A 12,512-nucleotide genomic window follows, 5' to 3' on the forward strand; every position below is an offset into this window, starting at 1 on the left:
GGATTATTGAATAAAGGTGACCTTGGTAATTTCTCCGTCAACTACTTCGTAAATGGCAATGGCTTTAAAAACGCTTCCATTTACGGTTACGGACTCGTGATCAATAACTTTGTTGCCAATTACGATTCTGTTAACTATCTCGCCTTTTAAGTCCGGTGTGTTGTTAAAAAAAGAACTGTACTGTTGTTTCAGTTTTGAAATGCCTTTTGAGTTGAGCTTTTTTGGAAATTGATATAGTTCTACATCTTGGGCATAGGTTCCGGCAAAGGCGTCGATATCTCTTTCGTTGTAGGCGCCCAATTGTTCTTGAACCACACTTTCAGCATCGGTCAAGGGACCATCTGGAAAAATAAAGGTCATTGATGTGACCAGTCCGTTCTCTACCGTATATATGGCGACTTGGCGTCCCTCTCTTCCGTCTACTTTGGCAACCTCTTCATCTATAACTGTATTGCCTAGAACGATTCGGTTAACGACTTCAACGCTCGAGGATTTGACATTCTCAAAAAAACGTTCATAGTTTTCCTTCATTTTGCTTCTCCCTTGGTACATTCTCTGGTTTGGAAAACGTTGTACCACGACATTCTCTGCAAAACAGGAGACAAAGGCATCGAGGTTTTGATTGTTAAAAGACTCCACTTGTTTCTGAATGATCTTTGATGGTGAATCCTCGGCGACAAATGCCAATCGTTTACCGTTCGGGCTAATGGCAATCCGACTAATATTATTGATTTCTTCCTGTGGGAACGCAATAATGGTCTCCCACGTGGCGTTTTCCGAATCAATGTTCAAGGTTAAAAGCTGTTTACCTGCACCAGTTATGATGGTATTTTTATTCAACCAACAAATGTCTTCTTCTTTGTTGTAGGTGTTCGTTATTTTTTTTGATTCCCCAGAGATTGGGTCAAGGGATAAAATTTCCCAGGCATTATTGTTTCTTTTTCCAATAAAGCTCACCAAATCTGAACCGGGAATTTTGTGTAAAGACCTCCCTACGTTTTGATAAACCGTTTTTTGGGTGTTGTCTTCCAGATTGATAACCTTTAGGTCCATTCGGTTTTCAACCAGTACTGTAGCAACCAAAATATGCTTGTTGTACCAAACGTGATAACCAATCTTTAAATCGGTTATAGGGATAGACTCACGTGATTTAAAGTCGTATTGGTATAACCGTTGTAGCCCATCTACATCCAGGCGAATAGCAGAAATTGCATTTTCTCCGGGAATACGCAGAGGTGAATATTCGCTCCCTGCGGTGGTGTAGGTCAGCCAAGAGGATGTGCTTCCTTCGTCAACATTAAATCGAAGAATGTCTGTTTGGTCCTTTCTGGTTGAAGCGAACAAAACACTACCGTTGTCCCAAAAAGAAGGCTGATTGTCATAACCTGCGTTATTGGAAATATTTTTAGGATTGGTCAATATGGGCTTTCCGTTATTCATAGAAAGGTCAAAAAGATAAACCTCTGTTTCGGTTTGTGACCATCCATGGGCGCATACCAGTAAAAAACAAATAGCGAAAAGCGTTCGTGTCATGGTTTTGTAAAACGTTTTAAAAGCTGCCTTACCTTTGCGGTGTTTTCCACATGGTATTTGGCTTGGGTTTTTTTAAGTCCGACCTTAACGGTAATTGCCGAATCGGGTAGTTCCTGGAACATAAATTCATCTGTCCAATCGTCACCAATGGCAAAAACAAAGTCGTAATCATCTTCACTTAACATACGAGTGGCAGCTCTACCTTTGTTCACGTTGCTGCTTTTTATTTCCATGACCTTGTTTCCGTTCAGCACACTAATATCGTCATTGCCAATTAAACTACGCAACACAGTATTTAACTCTGTTGCCCTTTTTTCACCAAAATCGGGGTCGGTATTTCTGTAATGCCAAGCCAGGGAGTAGTTTTTTTCTTCGATAAATGAGCCGGGCGTCCTATCCACAAAGGATTCTAGAACAGGTCTAATTTTATCCATCCATTCCCCTTTTACTTGTTCGAGCAATTTAAACTCATCGCCGTTGCGAGAAATCCATACACCGTGTTCTACGATCATATTATACCTTTTAGGTAGGAACCAGCGGGTAAAGGTTTGCTTGTCCCGTCCACTGATTAAAAAAACGGTCGTGTTTTCTTGTTGGTTCAATTGGTCCAATAGTTCGTAAAGCTCTTCATCGGGAGAGGCTTGCTGCGGGTCTTTATGAAAACCGGCCAAAGTACCATCATAATCCAAGAAGAGCAGTCTTTTTTTAGATTTAGTGTACTCTTTTTCAATGGATAAAAGTATTTCTGGTGACATTTTTTCAGAAATAAATGCCTTGCCCAGTTCCCTTTTTTCCTTTAGTGACCTCATAAACTCATTGGCCCAGACTTCCACATTATAGCGTTCCAGTCTTTTTTGAAGAAAAGTGTTTCGTGACACCTGCTCGTCCAGCGGCATATTAAATGCTCTTTTTAACGTGTCCGCTTGTTGCTCAAAATTGTTGGGATTAATTAGTAGCGCTTCGTTCATTTCATAAGCGGAGCCCGCCATTTCACTCAAGATGAGTACTCCGGACTTGTCGGTGCGTGTGGCAATATATTCTTTGGCCACCAAATTCATTCCATCTCTAAGTGGTGTAAGCCATGCAATATCACTAGAAGTGTAGAGATCTATCAAGCTTTCGAAAGGTAGGGAACGATAGAAATACCAAATTGGTGTCCAGTTTACCGTGGACAACTCTCCGTTGATGCGTCCGACCAGTTCATCAACCTCTCGTTTCAACAATTGATATTGTGGTACATTGGAGCGGGAGGGGACTGCAAGAATAATCAATCGAACCTTTTCCTTGTATTCGGGATATTTCTGAAGGAAATACTCAAAGGCATTGATGCGCTTTGCAATTCCTTTACTATAATCCAAACGGTCTATGGACAGTATGAGTTTACTGCCAGGAGAGGAAGCTTTATGGTTATCCAAGCGAATCTGCAGGTCGCTACGCTCTTCAGTATTTTTTGAATCGTGCTTTAAAGCTGCGTCCCTAAATTTCTTATAATCGATCCCCATAGGGAAAGAATCCACTTTGATGACCCTGTTGTCCAAATAAATCTCATTGAAGCTCACATCCAATCCAATAAGTCTACGAACGGAACTTAAAAAATGTCTTTCGTAGTCGTAGGTGTGAAAGCCAATAAGGTCCGAACCCAGTAATCCTTCCAAGATTTCTTCACGCCAAGGCAAGGTCCGGAAAATTTCGAAAGATGGGAAGGGGATGTGCAAAAAGAAACCAATGGTGGTATTTGGACGTTTTTCCCGCACCATTTGAGGCACGAGCATCAATTGGTAGTCATGCACCCAAATGGTATCATCTTCATCGGAATTCTCAATGATGGCATCTGCAAATTTTTGGTTTACGGCCTTGTAGGTGTCCCAATAATTCAATTCAAACTCGGAATACTTCAAAAAATAATGAAACAAGGGCCAAATGGTTCGGTTGCTGAAACCGTAATAAAAACCATCAATTTCTTCAGAATTAAGCTTTACTTTGGCACAGCCATGTTCCTTTAGGGCCTTGTCAATATCATCCTCTAAATCTTCGGGGGTATCTTCATCTGTTAATCCGGACCAACCTATCCATAAACTTTCACCTCCGCTATGCACGGATTTCATCCCCGTGGCCAAACCTCCAACGCTTGGTATTGCATTGAGTGTTCCATTGCTAATTTGTAACTGAACAGGTAATCGATTTGAGATTATGATAGTTTTGCCCATAAAAGGATAAGTTTTGACGTGTTTTAATTTTTTGTTTCTTTAAAAATCGGGAAATTCGAGCGTAAAACCAATTCATTCTAACCCTTTTGAGAATTTTTGAGCTATGGATAATTTGAATTACGGAATTATAGGAAATTGTAGGAGTGCAGCATTGATTTCCAAAGAAGGTTCTATTGACTGGTGCTGTCTGCCACAATTTGACTCTACATCGATATTTGCCAAACTTTTGGATGAGCAAAAAGGGGGTAGTTTTGAGATACACCCTACTGGGGATTATACCATTGAACAGGAATATTATCCCAATACCGCTATCCTGATTACGCGATTTACGGAAGGAAACAATGTTTTTGAACTTCATGACTTTATGCCTCGCCACCATAAAATGAACGGAAAATATAAGGCACAGCCCGAGATTATCCGTTATATAAAATATATCTCCGGAACACCAAAATTTACCGTGAAATATGACCCTAAATTGGAGTATGGACTTGGGGAGACCAAGCACTTTGCAAAGGAGGATTTTATAGCTAGCCTTACGCATAAATTAAAATATGATACGCTTTTTCTGTACACTTCTTTTGACAAGGAGGGAGTTCTAAAAGGTGAAGAAATCACTCTTAAAGAAGATGGCTATTTCTTGATCAGGTACAATGAAAAAATATTGAAACCCACGACCGAAAAGATGGGGTTGGAACTGGAACGTACCAAGGTATATTGGTTGGATTGGTCTGCAAAGACCCCTGATTATCAAAAATTCAAAGATGAGATAATCCGGAGCGCCATTACCCTTAAAATGTTGACTTACGATAAAACCGGAGCTGTACTTGCAGCTGCGACCACATCACTTCCCGAAACTATTGGAGAGGTTAGGAACTGGGATTATCGCTTTTGCTGGATTAGAGATGCGTCTATGGTGATTAAGGTAGTCTCCGAGCTTGGACACAAGAATTCGGCCAAACGTTACCTCCAATTTATTATTGACTTGATGCCAGACAAGGATGAAAAGCTCCAAATTATGTACGGCATCAACAAGGAAAAAAAGTTGACGGAAATAGCCTTGGACCATTTGGACGGCTATAAAGGCTCTAAACCTGTTCGTGTGGGTAACGCGGCCTACATGCAAAAACAGAACGATATTTACGGAATATTGATGGATGTCATTTACGAACAGTTGAAAAATTTCAGCAACGATATCGAAAATGTAGAAGAGCTTTGGAGCATTACAAAAGGTATTGTGTGGATTGTAGGTAAACACTGGGAAGAACCCGATAAAGGTATTTGGGAGTTTCGAGGTGAGGACAAGCATTTCACATTTTCCAAAGTATTGTGCTGGGTAGCTTTGGACCGAGCCATTAAAGTGGCCAACATGTTCGGTAAAACAAGGAAACTGGAGCGTTGGACTGCACTCGAACAAAAAATCAAGGAAGATATCCACGAAAATGCATGGAACAGTGACATCAATGCATTTGTGCAGAGTTATGGCTCCCGTCATTTGGATGCATCAGTTTTATTAATGGAACCTTACGGATTTATTCATCCGCGCGACCCTAAGTATGTGAGCACGGTAAAGGCAATAGAAGAGGGTTTGAGCAATGATGGTCTTTTGTACCGTTATAAAAATGAGGATGATTTTGGGTTACCATCATCATCGTTCACTATTTGCACTTTTTGGTTTATCAATGCATTGTTCAAAATTGGTGAAGAAGACAAGGCGTTGGAACAGTTTGAAAAATTATTGGGGTATAGTAATCATTTGGGTCTTTTCAGTGAAGACATCGACTTTAAAACCAAAAGATTGCTCGGGAACTTTCCTCAAGCATATTCACATTTGGCACTTATTGAGTGCGCTATCAATTTTTCTACCAAGCAAAAGGACGAGCGGATTTTGGAATCCATCAAGTAAAATAAATAAAAAAACGCCCCGATCGGGGCGTTTTCAAATCCAAGTGGGTTTTAGTCCCAACACTTATTTGAATTAGTCAAAGGTATACCCATTATCTGCGGCAACTTTGTCGGCAATTTGCGTTCTAAGTTTCACAACATTGGGTTGGTTTGTATACTTGGTAAAGCGTTTTAGTCCCATCAACATCATGCGTTGTTCATCACCTTCAGCAAAGGAGACAATACCTTCCTTAGCTTTTTGCTGAATGATGTCCACTGCTCTGTACAAATACAATTTGGACATTGCAATTTGGGTGGCTTGTGCTTCTTCACCAAAGCGTTTTGCATTCTTTTCTGTTCTTAGGATGGCAGATTCGGCCATATAAATTTGAATCAAAATGTCAGAAGCGGCCATCAATAACATTTGATGCTTCTCCAAATCCGGTCCAAATTTTTGAACGGCGCTACCAGCGACCATTAAAAAGACTTTCTTCAATCTTGCAATCAAATCTTTTTCTTCTGAGAGCAACTCGGTAAAATCAGGTGTGTCGAACGATGGAATACCCATCAATTCCTCGCCTACAGCTGTAGCGGGGCCCAAAAGGTCAACATGGCCTTTCATGGCTTTCTTGACCAACATACCTACGGAGAGCATGCGGTTTATTTCGTTCGTTCCCTCGTAAATTCTGGAAATACGGGCGTCTCTCCATGCAGATTCCATTGGGGTATCGGCGCTGAAGCCCATTCCTCCGAACACTTGGATACCCTCATCGGTGGTGTGCTGAACGTGCTCGGAAACGGCCACCTTTAAAATAGAACATTCAATGGCATATTCCTCAACACCTTTGAGCTCTGCTTCTTGGTGGGAATTTCCACTAGCTTCGCGAATAGCAATCCTGTCCTCGATATTTTTTGCGGCACGATAACACGCTGCTTCATCCACATAAGCATTGGTGGCCATGTCTGCGATTTTAGCTTTGATGGCTCCAAAATTCATGATTGGAGTCTTAAATTGAATACGCTCGTTGGCGTATTTCGTCGCTTCGTTGATTACACGGCGCTGTGCTTCCAAACAAGCGGCTGCCAATTTAATTCTACCCACATTTAGAGCATTCATAGCGATTTTGAACCCGTTTCCTCTTTCAGAAAGCATATTTTCAACAGGCACCTTAGTGTCGTTGAAGAACACCTGACGGGTAGAGGAGGAGTGGATACCCAATTTCTTTTCTTCATCACCGAAACTGATACCGTTTTCTGGGTCATTTTCAACGATAAAGCCTGTAATGTTCTTATCGTCTTCTATTCGAGCAAAGACAATGAACATATTGCAGAATCCAGCGTTGGAAATCCACATCTTTTGCCCTGTGATGTTGTAATATTTACCATCATCAGAAAGTACAGCTTTTGTTTTACCGGAATTGGCATCGGAACCTGCTCCTGGCTCAGTTAAGCAATATGCGCCAAACCATTCCCCTGTGGCTAGTTTAGGGACATATTTTTGCTTTTGCTCTTCGGTCCCGTACAAAGTAATAGGCATGGTGCCGATTCCCGTGTGTGCACCGAATGCCGTGCTAAATGAACCAGTGGCTCCGGAAATATAGTCGCACACCAACATGGTGGACACAAATCCCATTCCCATACCTCCATACGCTTCTGGTACCGCTACGCTCAATAAACCAAGTTCGCCAGCCTTTCGCATACATTCCTCGGTGTACGCATAGTCTTTTTTCTCGAAACGTTCCCAATGCGCCCAAAGTTCCCGGTCTACGAATTCCTTGGTACTTTCGCGCATCATTTTTTGTTCTTCGTTGAGGTCCTCAAGGGTGAATACGTCCTCACATTTGGTCTCCTTGACCAAGAATTGACCTCCTCTCAGTATGTCTTTTTCTGTTGTTTCCATAGTTGCTTAGATTAAAAGAGTCAAGAATCAAGAGCCAAGATTTACTTGCCTAAACTGGTTTGAAAACTTGAAATCATTTTTTGTAATTGTTTAATGCTTTTTTCTAGTTTCTCAAATATCTCCGAAGTGATATAATTCTCGTTATGTGCTATAATTAATTGTGTTTCCCATTCAAAAGCGGACCCCAAACTGATTTCGAGGTAGTTTTTGAAATATTTATCAGAACTTTTACTGGAACCTTCAGCGATGTTCGATGGAATCGAAACGGCGCATCTATTCATTTGACTGACCAAGCCATATTTTTCAAAATCAGGAAAAGTTCTTGTTATTTTATACGATTCAGAGACCAAATCCATACTCTCTTTCCAAATTTTCAGTTTTTTGAAATTATGCATTCCAGTCTTGGTTCTTGCTTCTAAATGTCTTGGTTCCTACGACAAAAACTCGAATATCCCCGCAGCACCTTGACCTGTACCCACGCACATGGTGACCATACCGTATTTGCCTTTCATGTCACGCTTTCTCATTTCATCAAAAAGTTGGACGGACAATTTGGTCCCAGTACATCCCAATGGGTGGCCGAGTGCTATGGCTCCTCCATTCACGTTAACGATATCCTGATTCAATCCCAATTCCCGGATAACGGCCAAGGATTGCGATGCAAAGGCTTCGTTCAATTCAATAAGATCTATTTGGTCCTGTTTCATTCCAGCTTGCTTTAGGGCTTTTGGAATCGCTTTTACAGGTCCAATTCCCATAATTCTTGGTTCCACACCTACGGCGGCATAGTTTACCAGACGTGCAATGGGCTCCAGATTGAGTTCTTTCACCATATCCTCGCTCATTATCATGACAAACGCAGCACCATCGCTCATCTGTGAAGAGTTACCTGCGGTTACGCTTCCACCTTCGGCAAAAACGGGTCTCAATTTGTTCAAAGTCGGGATGTTAGTTCCTTTTCTTGGACCTTCATCCTTGTTGACAGTATATGTTTTGGTCTCTTTTTTTCCAGCTTCGTTCACAAAAGTGTGTTCGACTTCAATGGGCACGATTTGATCTTGAAAACGACCTTCTTCCTGAGCTTTCAAAGCTTTCATGTGTGAATTGAAAGCAAATTCATCTTGATCCTCACGAGACACTTTGAATTGCTTGGCCACTGCTTCTGCCGTAAGTCCCATTCCCCAATAGTAATCTTCGTGACCTTCTTTGGCCGTAGCGTAATCAGGTGTCGGTTTGTAACCTCCCATTGGGATATAGCTCATGCTTTCGGCACCGCCTGCAATAATACAATCCGCCATTCCTGATTGTATTTTTGCTGTGGCAATTCCAATGGTTTCCAATCCTGAGGCGCAATACCGGTTCACCGTAACACCAGGAACGTCCTCGATGTTAAGACCCATTAAAGAGATGAGTCGTCCCATGTTAAGGCCTTGTTCGGCTTCTGGCATCGCATTACCCACAATAACGTCGTCGATACGTTTTTTGTCCAGTTGGGGAAGCTCTTTCATTAGATATTCTATGGTTTCTGCAGCCAGTTCGTCCGGACGCTTAAACCTGAACAGACCTTTGGGGGCTTTCCCTACGGCTGTTCTATATGCTTTTACTATATATGCTGTTTTCATTTAATAAGTATTGAGAATTGAGATGCTAGTATTGAGGTTAAAGCTTTTGTGCTAATGAATAAATCATTTTTTGTATTTCAATACAGTCATCTATAAGTGTTTGTACTTTCTGGTTTTCAGTCAAGTTTAATTCAATAATTAAAATCAATTGCGTTTGTAATTCGTATAGAGAACCGTTCGCAATGCCTAAAAAGTGCTTGAACTCTTTGTTTGAATTTCTTCCTGCCCCTTCGGCAATATTAGAAGGAACCGAAACCGCACTTCTTTTAATTTGATTTATCAAACCAAATTTTTCGTCTTTTGGTAACTCAGGCATCAGTAGGTAAATGGACTTAGAAAGTTGAATCGACCTCTTCCAAATTTTTAAATCCTCTACCTTGTGCATATCTGATTACTCAATTCTAGTATCTCACTACTATCGCAACTAGTTGCGAAGTGGTTTCCCTGTTTTCAACATGTGCTGTATGCGCTCCAATGTCTTTTTCTCCGTACAGAGCGACAAGAAGGCCTCTCTTTCTAGATCTAATAGATATTGCTCACTGACAAGCGTTGCTTCAGAAAGGTCGCCACCTGCCATTACATAGGCCAATTTATCGGCAATCTTTTTGTCGTGTTCCGAAATGTAATGTCCAGCTTCCATGGAATCTGTTCCTACCAAGAACATACCCAAGGCTTGTTTTCCGAGCACCTTCACATCTTTGCGTTTGACGGGTTTGGTATAGCCTGCATCAGCCATTAGTTTGGCGTGGGCTTTCGCTGTTGCAATTTGACGGTCTTTATTGACCACCACCACATCTTTTCCTTTTTGTAGGATACCCAAATCAAAGGCTTCATAAGCCGAGGTCGATACTTTGGCCATTCCGATGGTGAGGAAATACTCTTGAAGCACGTTGAGCTCCACATCGTTTTTTCTAAAAGTATCGGAGGCTCGAAGTGCCATTTCCTTGGAACCACCTCCACCAGGAATTACACCTACGCCGAATTCCACCAAACCGATGTAGGTTTCAGCCGCAGCCACTACTTTATCTGCATGTAGCGAAAGTTCACAACCGCCGCCCAAGCACATGCCGTGTGGGGCGGATACCGTTGGTATGGAAGAGTATCTCATACGCATCATGGTGTCTTGGAACATTTTGATGGCCATGTTGAGCTCATCATATTCTTGTTCCACAGCCATCATAAAAATCATACCGATGTTGGCACCTACTGAGAAATTGGCCGCTTGGTTACCAACAACCAATCCGGCAAAATCCTTTTCGGCAAGGTCAACGGCCTTGTTCAAACCGGCCAATACATCGCCGCCAATGGTGTTCATTTTGGATTGAAACTCACAGTTAAGGATTCCATCACCCAAATCTTCGATAACAACTCCGCTGTTTTTAAAGACTTCCTTGGTTTTTCTAATATTGTCCAAAATGATGAACGCATCTTGACCCGGAACTTTCTCCATGGCCTTTTTTGGAATGTCGTAGAAGTAGGTGTTCCCTTCTTTTACCGTGTAGAAGGAATTGATTCCAGATTCTTTCATTTCGGATACCCAAGATGCTGCTTCCAAGCCTTCGGCCTTGATGAGTTCAAGACCTTTATCCAAGCCTACGGCATCCCAAATTTGAAATGGTCCATGTTCCCAACCGAAGCCTGCCTTCATGGCATCATCAATTTTGTATAGTTCATCCGTGATTTCTGGAATACGGTGGGTTACGTAGGCGAAAAGTGCTCCAAAGCTCTTTCGGTAGAATTCACCTGCTTTGTCTTTTCCGTTTACCAAAACAGGGAAACGGTCAATGACCTTATCAATGGTCTTGGTAAGCTCCAAGGTTGCAAATTTCGCACTCTTTTTGGAACGATAATCCATAGTGTCCAAATCCAAGGTTAGGATTTCGCTCTTGCCATCGTCCCCTTTCACTTTTTTATAAAATCCTTGTCCGGTTTTGCTCCCCAACCATTTATTATCCATCATGGTTTGGATAAAATCCGGCAGTTGGAAGAGTTCGTGACGTTCATCGTCCTTACAGTTTTCACTGATGCCATTGGCCACGTGTACCAAGGTATCGAGTCCTACGACATCCACGGTTCGGAAAGTGGCGGATTTCGGTCTTCCGATAACTGGGCCGGTCAATTTATCCACTTCTTCGACCGTCATGCCCATTTCCTTAACAGCATGGAACAGACTTTGGATACTGAAGATTCCGATTCTGTTACCGATAAATGCTGGAGTGTCCTTGGCGACCACAGAGGTCTTGCCCAAGTATTGTTCCCCATATCCATTAAGGAACTCAAGAACCTCAGGAGAGGTTTTTGGTCCGGGTATGATTTCGAATAGCTTTAAATAGCGGGCTGGGTTAAAAAAGTGCGTGCCACAGAAATGTTTTTGGAAATCGTCACTTCTACCTTCGCTCATAAATCGGATTGGAATTCCGGAAGTATTAGAAGTAATGAGGGTACCCGGTTTACGGTGTTTGTCCAGATTTTCGAATACCTGTTTTTTGATGTCCAATCGTTCCACGACCACCTCGATGATCCAGTCTACATTGGCCACTTTGGAAATATCGTCCTCAAGATTGCCCGTTGTAATGCGATCAGCGAATTTTTTGTGGTAAATAGGAGAGGGTTTGGATTTTAGTGCAGCAGCCAGCGAATCGTTGACAATGCGGTTTCGAACCACTTTGTCCTGTAAGGTCAGCCCAGAAGCTTTTTCCTTATCGTTCAGTTCACGGGGAACTATATCCAATAATAGAACCTCAACTCCGATGTTTGCAAAATGGCAGGCAATGCCACTTCCCATAATTCCGGAACCGATTACGGCAACTTTGTTTATATGCCTTTTCATGTGCGGGTTTGTAATTTAATTATTAGTTGTTTTTGTATAGATTTTTTTATCAGTAATAAGCTTATTGATAATGTCGATTATCTTAAAGAAACCCACCAAATCGTCTTGAGTGGTGTTCTCTTTTACCACCTCATTGAAACGCAGTACCACTTCTTTGGATTCTTCCCTTTTTTCCAAACCAAGCAGTGTCAAAAAGATTAGCACACCTCTACCATCCTTGGGGTTGCGTTTACGCTCTATAAATCCTCTTTCTTCAATATTTTTAAGTATTCTGGACAAACTAGTTGCTTCCATTCCCATTTTAGGTCCCAAAGTAGTACTAGGAGTACCTCCTTTTGGGTCAATGCTTAATAAGGTAAAACCTATTGCCATTGTAAGCCCGTAGTTTTTTGCTTCCTCGTTGTACATTTTGCTAACAGCTTGCCAGGTTGCCCTCAGGGCGTGATCAATGGTCAAATCTTTCATAGAACTTGTTTGGTATTCTCAAATATATGAAAATTTATTATGCATGCATAATAAATTTAGATTAATTAATCGCA

9 protein-coding genes are annotated in these 12,512 nt (G+C 41.7%); 1 reads left to right on the top strand and 8 read right to left on the bottom strand.

Going from position 1 to position 12,512, the window contains the following annotated elements; all coding sequences use genetic code 11:
* Window positions 1–3 precede the first annotated feature (3 nt).
* Both DCK90_RS02440 and DCK90_RS02445 read right to left on the bottom strand, forming a co-directional pair.
* On the bottom strand, window positions 4–1,533 hold the full coding sequence (locus DCK90_RS02440) for a nuclear transport factor 2 family protein (RefSeq protein WP_108244586.1): 1,530 nt from the start codon (window positions 1,531–1,533) through the stop codon (window positions 4–6).
* Window positions 1,530–3,740 carry a bifunctional alpha,alpha-trehalose-phosphate synthase (UDP-forming)/trehalose-phosphatase gene (locus DCK90_RS02445; RefSeq protein ID WP_108244587.1) on the bottom strand — a complete coding sequence of 737 codons (2,211 nt, stop codon included), beginning with the start codon at window positions 3,738–3,740 and terminating at the stop codon, window positions 1,530–1,532. The genes DCK90_RS02440 and DCK90_RS02445 overlap by 4 nt, the downstream gene beginning before the upstream one ends.
* Before the next feature lie 103 nt (window positions 3,741–3,843).
* On the opposite strand from DCK90_RS02445, the gene DCK90_RS02450 reads away from it, so the two are divergent.
* Complete coding sequence (locus DCK90_RS02450; protein WP_108244588.1) at window positions 3,844–5,643, top strand: glycoside hydrolase family 15 protein; 1,800 nt, start codon at window positions 3,844–3,846, stop codon at window positions 5,641–5,643.
* Window positions 5,644–5,715: 72 nt separating this feature from the next.
* On the opposite strand, the gene DCK90_RS02455 is transcribed toward DCK90_RS02450, so the two are convergent.
* From DCK90_RS02455 to DCK90_RS02480, 6 genes are read right to left on the bottom strand one after another with little or no spacing between them, the layout of a single operon-like run.
* A complete protein-coding gene (locus DCK90_RS02455; RefSeq protein WP_108244589.1) occupies window positions 5,716–7,521 on the bottom strand; it encodes an acyl-CoA dehydrogenase family protein in 1,806 nt (601 codons plus the stop codon).
* Between the two features lie 41 nt (window positions 7,522–7,562).
* Window positions 7,563–7,916: a four helix bundle protein gene (locus DCK90_RS02460; protein WP_108244590.1), complete on the bottom strand. Its 354-nt coding sequence runs from the start codon at window positions 7,914–7,916 to the stop codon at window positions 7,563–7,565.
* 36 nt (window positions 7,917–7,952) lie between these two features.
* Window positions 7,953–9,143: an acetyl-CoA C-acyltransferase gene (locus tag DCK90_RS02465; RefSeq protein WP_108244591.1), complete on the bottom strand. Its 1,191-nt coding sequence runs from the start codon at window positions 9,141–9,143 to the stop codon at window positions 7,953–7,955.
* Window positions 9,144–9,180: 37 nt separating this feature from the next.
* Window positions 9,181–9,528 carry a four helix bundle protein gene (locus tag DCK90_RS02470; RefSeq protein ID WP_108244592.1) on the bottom strand — a complete coding sequence of 116 codons (348 nt, stop codon included), beginning with the start codon at window positions 9,526–9,528 and terminating at the stop codon, window positions 9,181–9,183.
* 39 nt (window positions 9,529–9,567) lie between these two features.
* Window positions 9,568–11,973: a 3-hydroxyacyl-CoA dehydrogenase/enoyl-CoA hydratase family protein gene (locus DCK90_RS02475; protein ID WP_108244593.1), complete on the bottom strand. Its 2,406-nt coding sequence runs from the start codon at window positions 11,971–11,973 to the stop codon at window positions 9,568–9,570.
* Between the two features lie 15 nt (window positions 11,974–11,988).
* Window positions 11,989–12,438, bottom strand: coding sequence for a MarR family winged helix-turn-helix transcriptional regulator (locus DCK90_RS02480; protein ID WP_108244594.1), 450 nt, complete (start codon window positions 12,436–12,438; stop codon window positions 11,989–11,991).
* Window positions 12,439–12,512 lie beyond the last annotated feature (74 nt).

Source organism: Muricauda brasiliensis, from assembly GCF_003057865.1.
In the GTDB taxonomy this organism is placed as follows: Bacteria; Bacteroidota; Bacteroidia; order Flavobacteriales; family Flavobacteriaceae; genus Flagellimonas; species Flagellimonas chongwuensis.